Source organism: Microcoleus sp. Pol8_D6 (genome assembly GCF_036700965.1).
GTDB lineage: Bacteria > Cyanobacteriota > Cyanobacteriia > Cyanobacteriales > Microcoleaceae > Microcoleus.
Map to the genome: position 1 here is coordinate 12,183 of NZ_JAUBPW010000077.1, position 20,508 is coordinate 32,690.

General features: G+C 45.8%; 15 protein-coding genes. 4 read left to right on the forward strand and 11 right to left on the reverse strand.

The annotated features are described in order from the left end of the window. Positions 1-82: 82 nt before the first annotated feature. Together QUA10_RS24385 and QUA10_RS24390 are read right to left on the reverse strand one after the other, a co-directional pair. Positions 83-2,455 carry a hypothetical protein gene (locus QUA10_RS24385; RefSeq protein ID WP_333085133.1) on the reverse strand — a complete coding sequence of 791 codons (2,373 nt, stop codon included), beginning with the start codon at positions 2,453-2,455 and terminating at the stop codon, positions 83-85. A 74-nt stretch (positions 2,456-2,529) separates the two neighbouring features. Beyond that, positions 2,530-4,290 carry a peptidoglycan DD-metalloendopeptidase family protein gene (locus QUA10_RS24390; protein WP_333085134.1) on the reverse strand — a complete coding sequence of 587 codons (1,761 nt, stop codon included), beginning with the start codon at positions 4,288-4,290 and terminating at the stop codon, positions 2,530-2,532. A 570-nt stretch (positions 4,291-4,860) separates the two neighbouring features. Between QUA10_RS24390 and pgeF the strand changes: the two genes are divergently transcribed. Together pgeF and QUA10_RS24400 are read left to right on the forward strand one after the other, a co-directional pair. Further along, entirely contained in the window at positions 4,861-5,739 is an 879-nt protein-coding gene (pgeF, locus tag QUA10_RS24395; RefSeq protein ID WP_333085135.1) for a peptidoglycan editing factor PgeF, read from the forward strand. Between the two features lie 243 nt (positions 5,740-5,982). Next, positions 5,983-6,594 carry a CPP1-like family protein gene (locus QUA10_RS24400; protein ID WP_333085136.1) on the forward strand — a complete coding sequence of 204 codons (612 nt, stop codon included), beginning with the start codon at positions 5,983-5,985 and terminating at the stop codon, positions 6,592-6,594. Positions 6,595-6,726: 132 nt separating this feature from the next. Here QUA10_RS24400 and QUA10_RS24405 read toward each other — a convergent pair whose 3' ends face one another. Beyond that, positions 6,727-7,413: an HAD family hydrolase gene (locus QUA10_RS24405; RefSeq protein ID WP_333085137.1), complete on the reverse strand. Its 687-nt coding sequence runs from the start codon at positions 7,411-7,413 to the stop codon at positions 6,727-6,729. A gap of 578 nt (positions 7,414-7,991) precedes the next feature. Here QUA10_RS24405 and QUA10_RS24410 point away from each other — a divergent pair. Next, the gene (locus tag QUA10_RS24410) at positions 7,992-10,139 is read left to right on the forward strand and encodes a diguanylate cyclase domain-containing protein (protein WP_333086394.1); all 2,148 of its coding nucleotides are present in this window, start codon (positions 7,992-7,994) and stop codon (positions 10,137-10,139) included. Beyond that, positions 10,120-10,653: a GNAT family N-acetyltransferase gene (locus tag QUA10_RS24415; RefSeq protein WP_333085139.1), complete on the forward strand. Its 534-nt coding sequence runs from the start codon at positions 10,120-10,122 to the stop codon at positions 10,651-10,653. The genes QUA10_RS24410 and QUA10_RS24415 overlap by 20 nt, the downstream gene beginning before the upstream one ends. A gap of 20 nt (positions 10,654-10,673) precedes the next feature. Here QUA10_RS24415 and hppD read toward each other — a convergent pair whose 3' ends face one another. The 8 genes from hppD to pstS form a co-directional block, all read right to left on the reverse strand. Further along, complete coding sequence (gene hppD, locus QUA10_RS24420) at positions 10,674-11,735, reverse strand: 4-hydroxyphenylpyruvate dioxygenase (protein WP_333085140.1); 1,062 nt, start codon at positions 11,733-11,735, stop codon at positions 10,674-10,676. A 408-nt stretch (positions 11,736-12,143) separates the two neighbouring features. Next, on the reverse strand, positions 12,144-12,851 hold the full coding sequence (locus QUA10_RS24425) for an SDR family oxidoreductase (protein ID WP_333085141.1): 708 nt from the start codon (positions 12,849-12,851) through the stop codon (positions 12,144-12,146). 184 nt (positions 12,852-13,035) lie between these two features. Continuing rightward, a complete protein-coding gene (locus tag QUA10_RS24430; RefSeq protein ID WP_333085142.1) occupies positions 13,036-14,445 on the reverse strand; it encodes an NYN domain-containing protein in 1,410 nt (469 codons plus the stop codon). 42 nt (positions 14,446-14,487) lie between these two features. Then, complete coding sequence (locus tag QUA10_RS24435) at positions 14,488-15,759, reverse strand: APC family permease (RefSeq protein ID WP_333085143.1); 1,272 nt, start codon at positions 15,757-15,759, stop codon at positions 14,488-14,490. Between the two features lie 270 nt (positions 15,760-16,029). Then, on the reverse strand, positions 16,030-16,881 hold the full coding sequence (gene pstB, locus QUA10_RS24440) for a phosphate ABC transporter ATP-binding protein PstB (protein ID WP_333085144.1): 852 nt from the start codon (positions 16,879-16,881) through the stop codon (positions 16,030-16,032). A gap of 56 nt (positions 16,882-16,937) precedes the next feature. Continuing rightward, positions 16,938-17,918: a phosphate ABC transporter permease PstA gene (gene pstA, locus QUA10_RS24445; protein WP_333085145.1), complete on the reverse strand. Its 981-nt coding sequence runs from the start codon at positions 17,916-17,918 to the stop codon at positions 16,938-16,940. 82 nt (positions 17,919-18,000) lie between these two features. Continuing rightward, positions 18,001-18,972, reverse strand: a complete 972-nt coding sequence (gene pstC / locus QUA10_RS24450; RefSeq protein WP_333086393.1) for a phosphate ABC transporter permease subunit PstC — start codon at positions 18,970-18,972, stop codon at positions 18,001-18,003. Positions 18,973-19,203: 231 nt separating this feature from the next. Beyond that, entirely contained in the window at positions 19,204-20,232 is a 1,029-nt protein-coding gene (gene pstS / locus QUA10_RS24455; RefSeq protein ID WP_333085147.1) for a phosphate ABC transporter substrate-binding protein PstS, read from the reverse strand. Positions 20,233-20,508: the final 276 nt, after the last annotated feature.

Here is a 20,508-nt window from a genome sequence, read left to right on the forward strand (position 1 = left end):
TGGAGTAATGAATAGTCTTCTTTGAATTTCCCCCGCTTATGCTTGGGGTTTTAAACCAATTCTTTCTGGTAACTAATAACTTTTAATTTTTCAAGCGATATAGCACCGACTCAGTATTAAAATCTTTACCGAAAACTGGTTGCAGCGGGCCTTGGGCACTTGTCAGCCAAGATAAAGCTTTTCTGGTAGCTGCGTTTGTCCCAGTCAGGGGCCCGAATCCCACAGTCCTAATTTTATTTTGCCGGAGTTTGTCAATCCATGCCGAAAGTCGATCGGCTCTAAACGGCACATATAAAACTTGTCTGTCCAAATTCCTCCCGTAAAACAGGTAGCTGCGCGAACTTAAAAAGAAGCCTATTCTTTCATCGGGTACTGTATTTTTATCAATATATTCGTAAATACCACGATACAGTTTTGTGCGTGCAATATCTCGCTTTTCCCTCCAATGACCAATTACTATTAATCCTATACACACACCAATTATCACTATATGAATTGATTTTTTGCGACTGGGAAACACATGATTCAGCCATCCGAAGCCAGGATTTATTTTCAACCATATTGCAGCCAGAATCAATGACACAATATAAAATATCGGATATGGTAATATATATTGCCAACTGGTTCGTAATATTTTTCCGATACTGTTAATAGATTCTATGGGGTTAGACTTAAAATTGTCAATCAACAAACTCCCCCAAACAATGCTATCTCCGGTGAAAGAAGCATTTTTAATATAATCAAAAATTGTGTTGCTAGTAATTCCGAACAAACCACTAACCAAAACCACTGCCAGAATAAATTTATTTGGAGTTTTCAAGAGAGTTGCTGTAGCTGCGGCGGCGATGGCGAGTACGCTTAAAAAGGGAAATCCGTATCTGAGGTTAAAACCGAGTATAGGGCTGAGTTGACCGATCGACTCTCCGACAGTCCCGGAGGTGTAAGGTGTAATTAAATACAGAATTCCTGTGCTGGCAAGAAGTACAATTAAAATAATATTATTTTGATTAATTCTTCTGGCTTTACTTTGGATAAAAGCCAGAGGCGCTGCCAATACCTGAAGTGCGATCGCCAGAAAGGGCAGTTGCAACCTAATGATAATTTGTAAGCCGACAGTTTGCCAGTGGGAAAAATTGCTGGGATTAAATTGAGCTGCTAAAGTGCTTTGCCAAATCTTTAGAAGTGGCGAAGCGGGCGGCTGCTGTACCGGAGGTGTTGGTCCAGGTACGGAAGGCGGTAAGGGAACAGGCTCTAAGGGAATTTTAATATCGCCGACTTCGCTGACAGGGTAATTGATTTGCAGCAAGTTTCTCGCATACCAAAAACCTCCTAAAAGCAAGCAACAAGCTACGCCGCACAGCAAGACTGGTTTGAGAAAGTGGCGAATTCTAAATTTAGCTGATGTAGATTTTTTATTAACCGCGAATCTTTTAATTTCTAATATTGCTAATCCTCCTAAAAGTGAGGCTGAATAGACTATCCCAGTAATTTTTATTCCCGCTAGCATTCCTACGGCTGCCAAAAATAGGGATAGTTCCGATTGCGATCGGCTGCTGTGATAGGATAAACCAAGATACAAACCTACGGTAAATATTGCAGCTAGCGGTAAGTCTGGGTGAATGGTGTTAACTTGGTTGAGCACCATCGGTACTGTCAATACTAAAGATGCTGCTGCCATACCGTGAATTCGGGTTGCTCCAAATTTTACGCTTAATAGATAAATGGCAATTCCCTCAAGTACCCACGCAATTAGCAGGGGAAAAGCTGCGAGAAAGTCTTCTTTGAATGGGATTACACATAAAGCAGATAAAACGTGCCAATTGTAGGGATATACTCGGGCTTGTTCTTGTTCAAAAATCCAATTTCCGGCAGCATCTAATAAGGTAAATGAATGGGTTTGATACCATCGAGCGATCGCAGGTAGGTGAAACCACAATGAATCATAATTGGTTGTGGGTTTGGTTGCGAGAATTTGTAACAGCAAAAATCCTGCAATAGCGGTGCCAAAAATAATTAGGCGTTCGGATTTAGCCAGAGGTTGCTTGAGTTGGGGAATCGGCCACTCGGAGAAGGTAAAAGTTTTGTGGTTTTTTGTATAAATCAGGATGAAGCCGATCGCACCAATCAGAATTTCTGCTATAATCACGGCAGAAATATTTAGGCGATCGGCACTTCCTAAAATCAAGCCCATACAAACTTGTGCCATACTCCATCCCGTCAGGAGTACAAGGAGAAAATGGGGAAATGAATAGTTATTGTTTTCTTTCTGATTCTCACAGGCAAGAGACAAGCTTAAGGGAATTGGCCCGACTAGAATAATCAGAAATAAAATTAATTCCCACAAATGCTGCGCTATTAGCATAAGCTCCAAGTTACCATTTTTTATCAGTTTTTCCTCGTTACCAGAAAAAGCCTGGTAACGAGGAAAAGCAACGAGTTCGCGTGCTGGTTGCACAAAACATAAATTTTCTTGTGGGGTGGGCTTTTCGACCGTTCCACAAGAAAATTAATTTAGCCAATTCCCAATTTTTACCTGTTAGCTTGCTTCTGAGGTTTGGGTTTGACGGCTTCAGTATCTTTGGGCTTAGAAGTGTCAGCTTTTAACAGTTCGGGGAATGGCGGCTGGAGGTTGTGAACTTCGATGTCCATTCCCAGCGGCAGAGGTGGAAGCTGGGGCAGATCGTTTTCCAAATCCTTGAGTCCGCTAGCGGTTTGTATTTCCACCATTTTCGGCATTTGCGGTACTTTGGCTGTTTCCAAACTGCCGATCATTTTTGCCAGAGCGAATTCTAGCTGAGAACCCGGGTCGATCGCCACCCAACCCTGGTCTGTCATTTGGCGAACCTCAAAGTGGAGGTGAGGTCCTGTAGACATTCCCGTACTGCCGACGCGGCCGATAGTTTCTCCCTGTTTCACCCACTCTCCCGGTTTCACAAACAGTTCCGAAAGGTGCCCGTAGAGAGTTTCCTGAGACTTTTTGCTGTGGTTGAGAACCACAGTCAAACCGTAGCCGCCCAACCAATCGGCGATCGCCACTTGGCCCGCATAGGCCGCCAGTACGGGCGTTCCCATCGGGGCTCCCAAGTCAGTTCCAGTGTGAAACCTGCCGTAGCCCATAACCGGATGAGTCCGCCACCCAAACGGCGAAGTAATTGCCGAAGCAATAGATAGCGGAAACAGCAAGCTGGTGTTGCCATTTCCGGGGAGGCCTGCGGGACGCGGCGTGAGATTGTAGTAAGCAAAACCGGTATTGCTGCCGCTGCTGACACTAACCGCACCGACTTGAACCGGCCCGAGTCCCATGCTGGGCGCTGGAGGGCCGCCGCCGTAAGATGCAGATCCGGCATAATACCCAGCGTCTGCGGAGTATCCAGTGTCTGCGGAGTAGCCGATGTTAGCCGAGTATCCAGTGTCTGCTGAGTATCCTGCGTTAGCCGAGTAGCGCGGGGGTGCGTAAGCAGATTCCGGTGGGTTGGAATCCCTCCAAACCTGGCTGCCTATTTGTTGAACGGCTTGACCGAGTTTACTCACAGGATTTCCGCTACTATTTCCGGCAACAGTTCCCCGAACCAAGCCCGGAAGGCTTTCTGGCAGATTTCGAGGAGGAGGGGCTGCAATATAGCCGTCGTCTGCGATCGGAGGTTCCTGTCTGTAGTTGGGTTCTCCTGCATCTGCCGTCACCGGCTCGGAAACAGGAGGAGGCGCGCACAAAGCGCCTTCTCCTTCGCACCCAGTCGATCGTTCTGCAAACTCTATCCTGGTTGGCGCTTCGTACTCGCTGGTAGCGCCAACGCTGTAGTCTGTTTGGTCGATTTCAGCGTGGGCTGGGTTAACTGGCGCTTCAAAAGGTGGCTCTTGGGCCGTCGCTTCTGGCAGGGGAATCAGCGCGGGTTCAGGCAGATAATACTGGGTGGGAGGTGCTTCGCTGGCGTACTCCGGCTCCCAGGCCGGTGCGGCATCGAAAGGCTCCGACGGTGGAACTTCTGCCTGCGGTTCAGGGTAGGGTTCTGGCGACCCTTGGCTGTATTCGGGTTCCGGGGGCGGGAGAGGAGCTTCAAATAATGGCTGGAGTTCTGCTGCGCCGGGGACGGCTTGTTCTGCTGGCGGAGTTTCGGCTTGGGCCCAAACTAAACCTTTGCTGAGCAGTCCCAGACTGGCAAGGCAACCCAGTCCCACCAGCAGTGAGCGATCGGACAAAAGGCGCGATCGAGTCCGGGCGCCTGTAGGGTTCTTTTTTTGCTGTTTGGTGTTCAAAGGGGCTGTTATTTGCTTGTCTGGAACTGGTTTCACGATTTTTTTTCCCAACTCAACAGGGGGCACAAGGATCTCGAAGTCAGGATCGAATGTATGGCAATCCTTGTCTTTATATACAGGCCTAACTGATTTTACCGGGCTTGAGGCAATTTTTTTTGCACATAGAACAAGCTCAAATGCCTTACGCATTCACTCGCGATCGATATCCGGTTTTTTTGATCCCGATGGCACTTGCGTAAAAGTGTCTTAGGGCCACACTGATGATAGCGCTTTGGCGTTCGTCTATGTTAATTAGTTGCCTATATTGGTCAGATTCTGCAAAATTTCTGCGCTGTCGGTCGTCCTGAAATATTGCACCATTCTCAATAATCTTTTCAGGGCGGACTCTCCTGCCCAACCCCTACTCCCCACAAGAAAATCTACTCTTTGTGGAACAGGCCGGAAAGCCTGTGCGAGCGAGAATGCTGCAAGATGTGAGTTGTCCTAAAACCGCCTACTCATCGCGATTTTTTCCTGAGAGCTGGCCCTGCATTTAAAATTCGCGGACAAAATTTTTGATTGTTTAGAATACAAGCTAAATGATGCGCTTGGGTAAGGATAGGTTTCATGACTGTAGCTGGCGATCGCTTGACAAATTTTCCTGACTCTGAGTGTGGCGGACAGCCTGACGGTATCAGTTGGGACTGGCAGAGTTCTGAAGGCTTGCCCTATCTGACTTGCAGCTTGCTTTCTCCCTGGTCTCACGGCTTTTTTACTCGCGATTTCTCGCCCCAGGGGCCGATCGATCTGACGGAAGTTCTGGAACCTGGAGCTAAGGTTTACCGACTCCAACAGGTACACGGCAATGCGGTACTTAAAACCACTGAGTTGTCCCCGGTTGTGGCTCCGGGCCCGGAAACCGCTGCCCCAAGCTATGCTGAGGCTGATGGCTTGGTTGCCCATCGAGAATTGGAGGCGCTTTGGGTTTGCTCGGCTGACTGTGTGCCGGTGCTGATTGCTGACGCTCGCACGGGACTGGTTGCGGCAGTTCACGCAGGTTGGCGCGGGACTGCTGCTAAGATATTACCAGAGGCGATCGCTCAACTTGTGGCACAAGGCAGTCAACTAGAAAATCTGAAGATTGCTATGGGGCCGGCGATCGCTGGAGAGGTTTACCAGGTATCTGTGGAAGTAGCAGCGGAACTGGGAGCCACCATTGCTCCTAAGAGTGGCGTTAGTGCGACAGCCGACGGCATTCTAGAGTTTTTGCACCAACTGCCGGAAACGCCTGTCTTAGCCGATCCAGAACCGGGAAAAGTACGCTTGGATGTTCGCCTCTGCAATGCTCTGCAATTGCAGCAGTTGGGAATCGATGTTTCTCAAGTGGCGATCGCTCCTTTCTGTACTTATTCTGACTCGGCTCGCTTTTTTTCCTACCGCCGCGATCGACTTAAAAAAGTCCAGTGGTCGGGAATTGTGAGTTCCAGCAGGACAAGTCCCTTCTGAGGGCATTTGGCAGAAGGTAAAATTTTAGACGGCCAAGATAAAAATAACAATCTTTGGATTCATTATTTTTTATTTACGAATGCCAAATGCCTTCTAGTTTCTATTTTCGTAAGGTTTGCTGGTTCCTGTTTTAAAGCACCAAAAACTAGCAGCAAAACTTTTGGGAAAGCGGTAGAGCTCCCGCCCCGCTTTCCTCTCTTGTTAAGATTGGTCTATAACGAGAGTCTTCAGCGGGTTATTACCATGAGTGAGCCAACTCCCTATCAACTTCTTGAAGTCGATGAAGATGCTTCCTTTGATGAAGTGCAAGAGGCCCGCACGCGCCTAGCTGAGCAGTACAGCGGTGACAAGAAACGTTTGGAATTGCTCGAAGCAGCTTACGACGCGATCCTCATGGATCGCCTGCGGCAGCGACAGGAAGGGAAAATTAAAGTACCTGAACGCATCCGCTTTCCCGAACGGCTGACTCCCCCACCCCCAAGCTTTACTCCCTCTCCTCCTAGTGGCAGCCCAGCTTGGTTGCAGCGGCTAATCGATACTCCTAGTCGATCAGACATTTTGTGGCCGGCTGGGGTGTATGTGGGGTTAGGCGGACTGAGTATTTATCCGGCGGCTAATGATGGTTTACTACAGTTGACTCTGGCTCTTGGGGTCGGATCTTGTCTTTATTTTATTAATCGCAAGGAACAAAAATTTGGTCGCGCCGTGCTGCTGACTGTGGCTGGCTTGGTTATAGGCTTGTTGCTGGGAGGATTTTTGGGTTCTTTGGTCAGTCCGGCATTTATAACAACAGAGAAATTTATCGCTTTGTTTACGTTTTTAATTCTGTGGCTGGTCAGCAGTTTTCTGCGATAGTCAGCAGTCATTAGTCAGCAGTTATTAGTCAGCAGTTATTAGTCAGCAGCCAACCACTAATAACTGTGGAATCAAGACCTCCGACCAATAACATCAGCTAACAATTAATAACTAATGACTAATGACTAATGACTAATTTTTGTGACCTAAAATAATCTCAACTGCTTCGCTCAAATTGTTAGCAATTAAATCCGGTTGGTGCATTTCTAGTTGGGTGCGATCGCGAATTCCGCACAAAACACCAATTACCTTGACACCGTGCGTCTTTGCTGCTGTAATGTCTGCCTCCGTATCCCCAACCATCCAAGTGTCAGAAGCCGGAGGCAGTTCGGCAAGAGCTTTTGCCATCAACAGCGGCTTATCTTTGACATCCCCGGTTTTAACGTAATCGTTGGGGAGGCAATAGCGGCGGTTTTCTGGGAAAAAATGCCCTAAATTGCAGCGGTTGAAGGCTTCATCTAGTTCCCTAACACGGCGCATGGTCATCACCGCTAAGTCTACTCCAGCGCCCTGCACCTTTTCGAGAGTTTCCAGAGCGGTGGGAACTGGTTGATCATAAATCATGTAGGGTAGGGTGTGGACGGTTTGACGGCGTTTCTGGGCAAAATCGCGGGCTTGGGCTGCGTCTAATCCTGAGACAATGCCAATTTCGGTTTCGGGAACCCGCGCGCGCTTCATGTCCCAAAACTCGGCTTTGGGGAGTTCTCGCACTGGTTGTCCCGAACGCTTAGTCTCGGCGAGACAATACTGGTAAACTCGGTAGTAGCGATCGGACACGTCCATAATCGGGCCGTCAAAGTCGGTAATAAGTCTCAGCATTTAGCAGAGTATTTTTAAGCTTTTATACAAATCCTTCGATACTATAGCAGTTCTCAATCTTGGTGAGGTATGCCCTATGCCCTATGCCCTATGCCCTATGCCCCCTTATCAAGCGTGCACCTCATGTTACTGAGAAAGGCTATATATCATTTAAAGGTAACACTTTCTTTACAAAAATTGACACAAATACCTAGGGGAGGTAAGGTCTATAGGAATGGTGCTAATTAAAGCAAACATTTGAATTAAACTGTGGTGTTCCTCAACTTTAGCGGTTGTAAGCCATATCGGGGAATTTAAAATTAAAATGTGTCGCACAAATAGTGTAAACCGCTACATATTATTCATAAATCTCAACCTCAATCGAGGATGATTTTGACTGCGCTTTCTCACAAAAAGTGGGTAAAATTAATATTTGGCCCCATTTTTAAAATAAGCAAAAAACTGCTTGGAGAATCCAAAGTGTACTGTTTGCATAAATTAGCCAGCGGTAACAGGTGATGACATTTGCCAGGATAAAAATTCCCATGAGAAATCGCAGCCAAACAACAACTAACTTTACAGGCTAACCTTTGAGAGAGATGCTCTACAATAACGAGATGCTTCCCACATTAACTGTAGAGAGCAGCCCCAGAAGTATTAATATTCTTCTTTATAAGCTGTTATCCTTACGCAGGATTGAGTACCTCACAGTCGATCGGGAACTTAAGATTAAAGAAATATCTTTGAAAGTGCAAGATTTTGCCTACATTCATGAGGAAGTAGGCGAAGGAAAAGACGTGCGCGATAGTTTTCCTGAACTAATCGGAATTGAAGGAATCCTTGAAGATATTATTGAAGAACGACAGCAAGATTGTCAGTTAAAATCAATTAGCCGAGTTCTCAAAGACGGATCTTATTTGTATCTAAATTTGTACATTTTTGGTTGTAAAGGACAAGCCAATGCTGACAGATTGATTATGTTATGCGAAGATGTGACAGATAGCATTGGCTCTCAGCCAACCATTGTTCAGGCTGCCAATAAAACAAGTATTAAAGGCGATAACTTAGCGGCGGCTGGCGATTATATTGACAAAATTATTAATTCCCTAGGGGATGTTTTGTTCGTAACAGGAACATCAGGCCAAATCAAAAAAGTGAATAAAGCTGCACAGCAATTATTTGGATATACCGAATCGGAATTAATTGGCAAATCCATATCCATGATTACGGCAGAGGAGGAATTGTTACGCAAAGTCAGCCAGCTACCTCCTGCACTTAAAAGCGAATATTGGCCTCAAGTAAAAGTAGCTTGCCAAACGAAAATAGGTTTAAAGCTGATTGTTGCGTTTTCATGTTCTACTTTCGAGACAAGCCCAGGAAGCAAGGATGGAGATAGCGGGGTTATACAAGATTTTGTTTATATCGGCAAAGACATTACCAAGCAACAACGCATAAAAAAGTGTCAAGAAGCACAGTATGCTGTGACTCATATCCTGTCAGAATCAAGTTCTCTAGATAGCGCAACTCCGAAAATTTTGCAAGCTATTTGCCAAAGTTTTGGGTGGGATTTTGGCGAACTTTGGACGCCTGCTGAGGCGGAGAAAGAAACTAGATTGGGTGAGGAAATAAAATCTGAAACAGATCCGCTTTGGTGCCTGCCACTTTGCTGTCCGATCGAGGAAACTCCTTGTTGGCGGCGGGTGGCCGTTTGGCAGGCAGCGGAGGAAGTTAGGGAGTTTGCCGAAAACGACCAGCAGATTACTTTTGCTGCGGGTGAGGGTTTGCCGGGAGCGGTTTCCAGAAGCGGTTGTACGCAGTGGATTACTGATCTTGTGGACGATCCCAATTTCGTGCGATCGCGCTTGGCCGAGGAAGCGGGATTGCGATCGGGATTCGGTTTCCCCATTCACGCTAGGAGCCAAGTTGTAGGAGTAATGACTTTTTTTTGCCGGGAAGAACTGCAACCAGATCAAGATTTACTTCAGATCATAGCTGTGGTAAGTTCTCAATTAGGAGAATTTGTCAAGCGCAAATATGCAGAGCAAGAATTGCAAGAAGCTGAAGCTTCAATTCGCTTTTTGTACGAACAAGAAAAACGCCAAAGTGAAGAATTAGCTCGGCAAAACTTAGCTTTAGAACAAGCCAAATTAGAATTACAAGCAGCTAACATGGAATTGCAGCGCCTCGCTGCGGTGGATGGATTGACTCAAATTCCCAACCGTCGCTGTTTTGACAAAAAATTGGAGTTAGAATGGCAGTTGATGGAGCGAGAAAAAGAGTCGCTATCTTTAATTTTGTGCGATATCGATTTTTTCAAACTTTACAACGATCATTACGGGCATCAAGGAGGCGACGAATGTTTAAAACAAGTAGCCGAGATTTTAGCTAGCAACGCTCAGCGGGCAGGAGATTTAGCCGGCCGCTACGGTGGCGAAGAATTTGCGGTAATTTTGTCACGAACTGATGTGCAAGGAGCAAAGCGGGTAGCTGAAGCAATTCGCAGCGATTTGAAAGCAGCGGAAATTTTTCATGCTGCTTCCAAGGTAAGTAAGTTTATAACTCTCAGTATGGGGATCGCTACTACTGTACCTGCTGCTGGTTTATCGGTTGAGGAGTTAATTGGACAAGCCGATCGAGCGCTATATCGAGCTAAACTAGAAGGACGCGATCGTATAGTTGCCCTAGACTTGAAAATAGAATTTCAGGGCCCGAAAGGAGTATGTTCTGATGATTGTGAGAGAAGCTAAAATCGCTGACGCACCTGCAATCGCACGGGTGAATCTAGATACTTGGCGCACAGCTTACCGGGAAATTGTACCAGCAAATTACCTCGCACAGTTATCCTATGAAAAGCGAGAAAGCAATTGGCAAGAAATCCTGGCAAACGTCAAAAATACTGGCGTTTTTGTCTGCGTTGCTGAGAATGAATCGGGAGAAGTTGTGGGTTTTGCTGCGGGTGGTCGCGAGCGCACCGGCAAATATGTATATAAAGGAGAATTATTTGCCATCTATATTTTGGAGGAATATCAGCGTCAAGGAATTGGACGGCAACTCGTGAGAACAGTTGCCACAAAATTGGCAGAATTAAGTTTGAACTCGATGCTAGTTTGGGTACTAGGAGACAATCCAGCCTATAAGTTTTATGAATTATTAGGAGGTGAAAAAGTTGACGAACAGCAAACAAGTAGAGCCGGAGTTGCACTCAAAGAAATTGCCTACGGCTGGAAAGATATCGCAGTGCTGATTAACCCGCCGGTATGACCAAAAAAGTGGAATTTTTGTCAATCATCTATCAAACTTCCCCTCTTCATTTGTTCCCGTTCAATTGCCTCAAACAAAGCTCGAAAATTCCCCGCCCCAAAACCTCCAGCTTGCACCTGTTTCCCGTTAACTAAACTAACTCGGCGCTCAATAATCTCGAAAAAGAAAGTCGGTTCTGCAAAAATTGGCTGGGTAAAGATTTGCAGCAGCATCGCTGCAGGAGTATCTTCTTGCCAATCTGCCAAAACTTGACAAGCTGCAATTGCTTGCCAATCTGCGGGCAAATAGTTTTGCCGCTGCTGTAATTCGGAGTAGTATGTTGGAGGAACTGGCAGAAAAGGCAAACCGCACGATCGCAAATCGGCAACAACCCCCACGATATTATTAGTTTGCAAAGCCATGTGCTGAATACCCGGCCCCCGATTGGCGCTCAAAAACTCTTGAATTTGAGAATTAGCTGATGCCGGTTCATTAATCGGGAATTGCACCCCACCTTCAGCGTGCACCATAACTTGACTCCGCAAAGCCGATTTCTCAGTCTGAATGTCAAAATTTTGCTGCGGTTGAAAACCTAATATTTTTTGATACCAACTAACAGCACTTGACAAATCGCCCGATTCAACATTTAACACTACGTGGTCAATCCGGGTAAACAACGGCAGCTTATCCGAAGCCGATAGCAGTGAATGGCTGCCAATTCGCTCCACGAGAGTATGGGTTAAATCTCCCCAGCCCGCAATTTTTGCCCGCTTAAAATAGCCTCCTGCGTTTAGGTCTTCTTGAATCGGTTCCAGGATTTTAGCGCCTTCTGCAGCCGCTCTAGCTAGCGCTAATTCAATATTTTTTACCCGAAAACCCACATCGGAAATTCCTGGAGGATGAAACTTCAACCAACTAGCAGCGGGACTCGCGGGTGTCAGGGGCGAAGATAAAACAAAACATACATTGCCGCTGCTGACAACTTCAGTGTGAGTGTGGCTGTTGGCGTAACCTGCTATTGATTGAAAGCCTAACTGGCTGACAAACCAGCCGCGGGATACTTTAGCGTTTTCAACGTAAAATTGAATGCGATCAAAGTCCATAATCAATAATTGAAAATGGAAACTGAAAAATGGAAAATCTGCTGATTTTCAAGGCAAAGTTGCAAGGTAGAGACTGAGTAATGGATATTTTTCATACTTTTTATTGCGCGCCCACTTAATAATAACCTAAAGATTGAATATCCTAGCTCCCTCTGAAGGCAGAAATAAGTCAGCACTTAAAAGAAAAGACACCCGGTGTCTGGGATAACTTGGGTTTGCCGCGACGCCTTCGCCAAAAGGACTTACGCAAAAAACAAATAGTTTGACGCGCGAATTATAGGGGTAAGGTGCGCCAGCCCGTGCACCCTACATAATTAAGTGCTGTACAAGTTCTCAAACCTAAAAATATCATAATTTTTCTTGCCTTCAGCTTCCGCTGCGTTCTGCCTTCTAATCATTCCTCAATAGCTAGAAGAACAAATGACTTTCCGGCTGAATATTAATCTCCATCGGCACAGCTTGCGGGTCAGCCGAAAGAGCAAACATAATCGCATTGGCGGCAGTTTCGGTACTCAGCATTTTTGACCTGTCTACCTTCAAACTCACATTATCCCAAAACGGAGAATCCACCCCGCCAAAATAGAATAGCGTAAACTTAATGCCGTAGCGTCGCAGCTCATCTGCCATGCACTTGCTGAAACCAACTACCCCAAACTTTGAAGCGCAATAAGCCGTTCCCATCGCCATCGAATGCTTGCCCAAAATCCCGATGACATTGCAAATGTGGCCGGATTTACGCTCTTTCATCACATTCGCCGCTGCTTGAGACGTGTAAAAACTGCCTTTTAAGTTCAAGTCAAGCATTGCATCTAAATCAGCGGGTTCTAACTTGTTCCACTGCTTGAGAATTCCGGCACCAGCGGCGTTTATGAGGGCATCAATTTGTCCGAAATGTTCCAGAGTTGTCTGCATCAACGTCTCGACTTGTGGCAAATCGGTGATATCTGTGGGCACGCACAGTACCTCTGTTGCCGAAATTTCGCTAGCTAAAGCGTCTAATTTACTGCTGTCTCTGGCGGCGAGCACTAGCCTCGCACCCGCATCAGCGAGTTTGCGGGCCACTGCTGAACCGATGCCGCCAGTCGCGCCCACCACAACCACAACTTTGTCGTGCATATCCCTTTACATTTCTTTACGTCCAGATTGTATGATAACTCAAGTTGCTAGTAATGGGGGGGTTGATATAGCAATCCTTGCAGGAGTCGTAAATTTTTGACCCCACCCCAACCCTCCCCTTATCAAGGGGAGGGAGTAAGAAATTCACAAATTATTTAGGATGGCTATATATTTTAATTTTTAATTAATTCAGGGAAACTTGCCAGCCTTTTTCGGCTTTTTTTAGCTGGAGAGAAGCGCAGGATTGCAAAAATTTAGTAAATTTCCTACCGAGATTAAAATCTTTAATTATTTGGGTAATTTGTTTACCGTATTGTCGGTGAAATTCGCTGCCTACATTGGAGAGAAATACAGAATTGTCAGGAGAGTTGTCGGTTAAGTCGCCAACGATTTTGACAAGAGCTCTTTCCAAGTCTTCCAGAGAATTAATATCTGTCAAAGTCGCAGGTGCTGTCTGGTGGTTATTCAGAATTTCTTGGCTAAGTATTGGCGGTGGGGGCGATAATCTTACTTCAAAAAGAGTGACATAAGTTTGAGAAACTTCTGATGGTTTGTGGAGGACAAAATCGGTGGGATATTTAAGAAAGATATCCCGGGTTTTAGTACCGAGCAAATGATGGGCAACAACTTGATTGAGGACTAATCCGTAATTTTCCCTAAATAAAGCTGAAACAGTAGAAACTTTTATCCACTGAGTTGAGGTGCGTTTTTGCTCTTTTTTGATTAATTCTTTTAGTTGAACAACTAATTGTTCTAGGGGTGTAATTTCCGGTATGGTTACAAGGGAATGGGTTTCAACTTGTCCGGTTTTGCTGTTCAAAACTATGATTTTATCTATTTGTTTGCGGACTTGAAATACGGTTAGTCCGTGGGCTTGCAGTGTATTGCTGAGGTGAGTGAGGGCGCGATCGGACGAACAGACAAAAATCTCTTTGGCTGTGGGATAATGTACGAAAATCGATGCGCCGACTGTAGCCATTTTTAAGTCGGCGCTGTCTTTGCCGGGCGGGACGTGAATTAGTTGATAGCCGCGCTGGTGAAATTCGGCATCTTTCTTGCCCATGCTGCGCCAGTTGGCAAAGGCAACTTTGATTTGGATTGGATAGTGGCAAATTCCCTCTAAGAATTTTTCCGTTTCGACGGTGAGTTGCAAGTTTTCGACATCTAGCAGCAAGATAGCAATGCCGATTGGGAGCGAATTTGTTTGATGAGTGGTGGGAGTGGGAAGCTTTGAGGAAACTGAGTTTTGTGATTTAGCAGGTGCTGTTTGAGATTGGGCTAGCTGCTGAATTTTGGCACATAATTTGCTGAATTGAGGTGAATTAACGAATTCTGGAATCAGCAGAATTTGTAGGTATTTTTTTGCAATCAGCAGCAGGGAATCTGTATCGCTGGCTACTGTGAAACTTTTTGTCAATTTTCCAATCAAAACTGACTGAAAATCAGGTTTGGCCCAGGGGGTTTTCCTGTATTTTTCAGTTATCCATTCGGGATGCTGTTCCTGAATGGTAATTAGGGTTTGAGCTATATAGCGACTGATGACGCTGAATGCGGGAGATTCTTGAGTCGCAAGCTCGGAAGTTTGATCGGGCATGGCCCTCTACAATGCGGGATGCTGTTTCAATTTATCACACTTCTAGTTTCTCGCCGGGAGTCGGACGATCGCCCGCCAAATTAAACCGGCGGCAATTAATGCCAATCCTGTCAGCCAAATTTCCCTCTCCACCCAGAAAGCCAGAAACAGACAATTCCCCAAACCCACCCAAGCCAACCACTGTGGATAAAGCCTTTCGGCGGGGGAAAGTTGCAGCGCGGCGAGGTTGGTGATAGCGTAATATATCAAAACGCTAAAAGCGCTAAATGACCAAGTGGTTTTGACATCGCCGACGAGGATTAAAAGCGCGATCGTAACTTCGACAACCACAACAGCCACGTAGGGAGTTGTCCCCGAAGGATTCAGCCGCGCCAAGACTCTCGGCATATCCAAGCGCCGCCCCATCGCCAGCCAGATGCGCGAGAGCCCTAAAATTAAGTTCAGCAAAACTCCCAACATAGCGGTAATTGCGCCGACGGATAGCAGTTGAGAAACTCCTGGAATTGGGAAACTGCGGGCGATGACTTCCAGGGGTGCAACCGTACCGCCTGGTTGTAAAGACAATTTATCAGCCCCCCCCGCGCCCGCGACAACTATTGCTACCCCCACGTAAAGCAGCATTGTCAGCGCCAAAGTGAAAATTATGGCTTTGGGAATGGTTTCCCTCGGTTCCCGCACTTCCTCGCTCATTGTGGTGATGCGGGCGTAACCGCTATAAGCGACAAACATCAGGGCGGTGGCTTGGAGGATGGAGCTGATCGAGCTATGATTCTGTAGTGCGGGCATTTCCCACCTTACCTCTGGCAAACCGACAGCAACAAACACCGCTAAGGATAGAAGTGTAACTGAGACTATGGCAGTATTGGCAATATTCGATCGCCTAATTCCCGTCAATACAATTAAAGTGAGGGTGGCGAGGGCGAATAAAGCTGTTAGGATCAGGTAAGTGCGATCGGCTACACCAACTGCATTTAAAAAATATCCCGCAAAACCTAAAGCAGCAGTAGCAGCAGAAGCCGTTTTAGCCAACAAAAACATCCAGCCCGCTGTAAAACCCAGCCAAGGATTGAGATATTTGTAGCCATATTCATAAGTACCGCCGCTAACAGGATGATTAGCTGCTAATTGAGCGCTGTTAAGGCCATTGCAAACAGCAACAAAAGCTGCAATACCTACAGCCAAAATCACTCCCGACCCAGCAACTTCCGCCGCAATCCCGATACTCACAAATACTCCCGTGCCAAGAATCGATCCCAGGCCCATGAGAGTTGCGCCGAAAACACCTAACTCTCGCTTCAGAAGTGGTAAAGACATAACTATAGCGGTTGTCTGTTCAGTGCCATACTGATATTAAGTTACATCTAGTAATATTTGCAATAATTCCGGCAGGGGTCTAAACCCCCGCCTCAAAAATCAAGTCCCCAGCTAGGAGGACTGAAATACTTATTGAGAATGTTGACCAATCTCAGTTAACAGTAAGTCAAATATTACTATTTCAGAGTTTTCTTAAGAGGTTAACTGTGAGACAGGGACTTAAGCCCCTGTCGGAATATAGCGACTGAGAGAAAGCAAAACACCCCGGTATTAACCGAAACGGCCTTGAATGTAATCTCTCGTACTGGAATTGCCCGCAGAAGTAAAAATCTTACTGGTCGGCCCAAATTCCACCATGTGGCCGATGCGGCTTTCATCAGTATTAAAGAAAGCCGTGTAATCAGAAACGCGAGCCGCCTGCTGCATATTATGCGTCACAATTACAACTGTTAACTGCTGCCGCAGAGTCTGAAACAACTCCTCAATCTTCATCGTAGAAATCGGATCGAGAGCAGAACAAGGTTCATCCATCAGCAGAATTTTTGGCTTCACAGCCAAAGCGCGAGCAATACAAAGTCGCTGCTGCTGTCCCCCCGAAATCCCCTGAGCCGATTTATTCAAATCGTCTTTGACTTCATTCCAAAGCGCCGCACTTTTAAGTGCAGATTCCACAATTTCATCTAATTCTGCTTTGCTTTTGCGACCAAAAATCCTCACGCCGTAAGCAATATTATCGTAGATGCTCAGTGGAAAGGGATTCGGTCTTTGAAACACCATCCCAATTTGCCTACGCAAACTATTAATGTTTACTTTCGGGCTGTAAATATCCTGTCCAAAAAACTCTACTCTTCCTTTAATTTTCACCTTTCCCTCCAATTCACCAATCCGGTTGAGAGCTTTGAGAAACGTAGATTTGCCGCAACCTGAAGGACCAATAATCGCCGTAATTTGCGGGTGGGGGATATTCATAGATAAATTTTCTAAGACTTTGTGAGTTCCGTAATAAAAACTCAAGTCCTGAATCCGCAGTGCTGGCATTGCATTGGGGTCTATTTCCGGGGTGGCATCGTCTAGAAATTGAGCTGTATAGTTTTCGGAGTTCAAGTTAGCTTTAGGTTTCATTATTTTGCTGGTTATATTGTTAATATTTGACTGAGAGATGTACTTTAGTTATTGATTTATCGGTTTTGCAAGCGTTTCCGAGTTACTGTACGGGATGCGACGCTAGCAATCAAAACCATGCCCAAAAGGACAGAGGCAGCAGTCCACGCCAATTCGTTCTGCTCCTTGTAAGGAGAGCTGGCGTAGCTATATATTAATACCGACATAGAAGGAGTCGGGGTCAGCAGTGTTTCGGGAATTTCTTTTAGTTTTAAAATGGTTTCTGCACCTATGGGAGACTGCATTATCTCGCCTAATTTATCAACTAAAGGAGGCCAAAATTGACTCGACAAGGCAGTTACAATCAGCGGGGCGGTTTCGCCTGCTGCCCGGGAAGCAGCGAGTAAAATACCTGTGGTAATAGTTGGAAGTGCTGAGGGTATGATAATGCGAAACATAGTTTGGAAGCGTCCGCCTCCCAAACCAGCAGAAGCGAGACGGTAAGAAGTAGGCACTAATTTTAATGCTTGTTCTGTTGTCAGAGCAACAACTGGAAGCATGATGATGCCGAGGGCAAAACCGCCTGCTAATGATGAAAATGCTTTGGTGGTAACGACAATTAGGGCGTAGGAAAAGACGCCAACTACGATCGAGGGAACGCTGCTAAGAATGACGGTGATAAAGCGAATACTATTAGCCATCGCTTTGTTTTCTCTACCAAACTCAGACAAAAATATTCCGGTCATTACGCCGATAGGCACGCTGATTAATGTCGCAATTCCCACCATTAAAGCAGTGCCGATAATCGCATTGGCAAAGCCGTTGGGCTGGTTTTCAACTCCGACGGGTGCGGGCAGAGATACTAGCACTTCCCAGCTCAAATGTGTAAGTCCTTCCCCCAATATTTTGTACAAAATAGCAAACAAAGGGAGCAGGGCTAAAGCTGTCAGAGCGAAAGCGATAACTGTCATTCCCCTGCTAAAAAAAGTTCGGCTTAGCGACAGAGGGTTGTTGATTTCTGCATCCAGAATACTGTTTGAATTTTGTGCTTGAGTCATGGGATTTTAGCTTTGAGATTTGAGATTAAACCAGCGGATAAATCCGGCGGCGCGGCTTGTGACTAAATTGCTTTCGATGATGTTAAGTTTTAGCTCCCTTGGCCCCAATTAGCTGAACTAATAATACTGCGATCGCATTTACCAACAGAGTTAGGACAAATAGAATTAAGGCTAAATACATCAAAGCGCCGGTGTGCAGCGGTTCGACAGCTTCCCGAAATTGACTTGCCAAAACAGCAGGAATTGAGTAGCTGGGAGCGAGCAGGGATGGGTTGATTTGAATCGAGTTGCCAATCACCATTGTGACGGCCATTGTTTCGCCTAAAGCGCGTCCCAATGCCAAGATGGTAGCCCCGATAATTCCCGAACTAGCTGCTGGTAATAACAGCTTAAATATTGTTTCCCAGCGGGTGGCACCGAGGGACATCGAAGCACTTCGCAAATCGACTGGAACTGACATCAATACATCGCGGCTGATGGCGGCTACTGTGGGCAAAATCATAATTGATAACAGTATTCCAGCGGGCAGCATTCCGGGGCCTAAAGGTTCGCTGCTGAACAAGGGAAACCAACTAAAATTATCAAACAATGACTGCTGCAAGGGCAACAAAAAGGGAATCAAAACAAATATTCCCCAAAGGCCAACTATTACGCTGGGAATAGCCGAGATTAATTCAACCAGGAATCCCAAGGGCGATCGCACCCAAACGGGTAAGAAGTTCTCGCTAGTAACTATAGCTACTGACAGCCCTAAAGGAAGTGCGATGATTATGCCGATCGCAGAACTAATCACAGTGCCGTAAATAAACGGCAATGCCCCAAACTGCAACTCGCCGATATCCCACTTGGGATTCCACAAGAAGGAGAGTCCAAAATGGCTAATAGCTGGCCAAGCATCTTTAAAAATTACCGCACTCATCCAAAACAGCGTACCCGCTGTCGCTAGGGCAAAAACCCATACAAATAGTGTAAATCCTGACTCCATCAATAGACCTTCACCAGCAGTATCTGTCAAATCTACTTCTGTGTTTATTTCTGCCGATTTTCGAGTCAATTTTTTCGATTGTTTTAAAGGCTGGCTCATACCAAAATTATTGCGTAAAAAGTGAAATATTGGCTTGAAATTCGAGTCATTCTAATGGACTGGGTGCGCGCTGGATACCCGGTTGTTAGGGGTGTAGCGCGCACCTTACATAGTAAATTTAGCGCACATTAACCTGATGATTTATGAGTTTTGAGTCATACATTTAACTCATCAACTCATCACCTCGTGCGATCGCCCCCATTAACCTCTGGCAACCACAGTCTGATTAACTGTTTGAACCACTTTTTGAGCTGTAGCTGAAGGAATTGTAGTAAACTCTAACTGTTTGTTGATACCTTGACCGGTAGTCATCACCCAATTAACCATCTTTTTAATAGCCTCTGCTTTCGCAGCAGGATACTGTTTGTAGATTAACAGCCAAGTCAAGCCAACAATCGGATAACCGTCGTTAGGATTTCCTTCTACTAAACGGAAGTCTGCAGGGAATGTTTCCCCTGCTAAAGCTTTCTCTGCTTCAGCCAAACTAGGATCTACAAACCGGCCAGCTTTATTTTGAAGAAATGCTGTTTGGAGATTGTTTTGCCGAGCATAAGTATCTTGAACGTAGCCGATCGCACCCGCTGTATTTTTCACCAAAGCAGCTACGCCGGGGTTTCCTTGACCCCTGACAGCGGTGTCTGGCCACTTCGGCTGAGCGGCAGCTTTGATGCTGCTGCCGATCGCCTGCAAGTGATTAGCAAAAATAAAGCTAGTACCGCTGCTGTCTGCCCGTACAGCTACTCGAATCGCAGTATTTGGCAAGCCTTTAGCTTGTCCAGAAATTCCGGCTATTTTCGCATCATTCCAGCGGGTAATCTTGCCTTCAAAGATGCCTTTCATAGCATCGTTATTTAGCCTCAGATTCGTCACTCCGGGCAAGTTGTAAACAACTGCAACAGCGCCGCCAGCCGTGGGAACAGCTATTACACCCCGCTTTACTTCGGCTATTTGTGCAGCAGTCATCAGCGCGTCGCTGCCTGCGAAATCAACATTGCCTGAAATTAATGCTTTGATGCCAGCACCGCTGCCGGTTCCTTCGTAGTTTACAGTAATTTGATTTGCACTTCTCATCTGAGAGAAGTAGCGATCGTAAAGGGGTTTCGGAAAAGTGGCTCCCGTACCGTTTAGTGTTACAGCAGCTACAGCGGAACTAATTAAAGTCAGCGAAAATGCTGCTGCTGCTAGTGTCACTATAAAACTACGTCGCCAACGTCCTGTGAAAAAATTCATATTCCTCCTCTCCCTTAATAGCAGACTTTGCAAATCTCCTCCATAGGATAGACTGAAACCCCCAAGGAAAGGGATATAAAAGAATAAGTTTGTTTTAAATTTTGGTTAACAATAGATTAAATAATAAAAGAATAAGCTTGTCTTAAATTTTGGTTAATAAGAGATTAAATTTTCATACCCAAGACTAGGAGACCTGATTTATAGCAGTCGCCAAGGCAGTTAGGACGCTTGACGTAAGACATCTTCAATGGCATCTCGTAAACAATCAAACTGAAG

What these genes read in the sequence shown, in the direction of transcription:
- QUA10_RS24410 (WP_333086394.1), top strand. Translation starts at nt 7,992, where the DNA reads ATGCTCTACAATAACGAGATGCTTCCCACATTAACTGTAGAGAGCAGC.
- pstB (WP_333085144.1), bottom strand. Translation starts at nt 16,881, where the DNA reads ATGAAACCTAAAGCTAACTTGAACTCCGAAAACTATACAGCTCAATTT.
- pstS (WP_333085147.1), bottom strand. Translation starts at nt 20,232, where the DNA reads ATGAATTTTTTCACAGGACGTTGGCGACGTAGTTTTATAGTGACACTA.
- QUA10_RS24435 (WP_333085143.1), bottom strand. Translation starts at nt 15,759, where the DNA reads ATGTCTTTACCACTTCTGAAGCGAGAGTTAGGTGTTTTCGGCGCAACT.
- QUA10_RS24425 (WP_333085141.1), bottom strand. Translation starts at nt 12,851, where the DNA reads ATGCACGACAAAGTTGTGGTTGTGGTGGGCGCGACTGGCGGCATCGGT.
- pgeF (WP_333085135.1), top strand. Translation starts at nt 4,861, where the DNA reads ATGACTGTAGCTGGCGATCGCTTGACAAATTTTCCTGACTCTGAGTGT.
- pstA (WP_333085145.1), bottom strand. Translation starts at nt 17,918, where the DNA reads ATGACTCAAGCACAAAATTCAAACAGTATTCTGGATGCAGAAATCAAC.
- QUA10_RS24405 (WP_333085137.1), bottom strand. Translation starts at nt 7,413, where the DNA reads ATGCTGAGACTTATTACCGACTTTGACGGCCCGATTATGGACGTGTCC.
- hppD (WP_333085140.1), bottom strand. Translation starts at nt 11,735, where the DNA reads ATGGACTTTGATCGCATTCAATTTTACGTTGAAAACGCTAAAGTATCC.
- QUA10_RS24415 (WP_333085139.1), top strand. Translation starts at nt 10,120, where the DNA reads ATGATTGTGAGAGAAGCTAAAATCGCTGACGCACCTGCAATCGCACGG.
- QUA10_RS24400 (WP_333085136.1), top strand. Translation starts at nt 5,983, where the DNA reads ATGAGTGAGCCAACTCCCTATCAACTTCTTGAAGTCGATGAAGATGCT.
- QUA10_RS24430 (WP_333085142.1), bottom strand. Translation starts at nt 14,445, where the DNA reads ATGCCCGATCAAACTTCCGAGCTTGCGACTCAAGAATCTCCCGCATTC.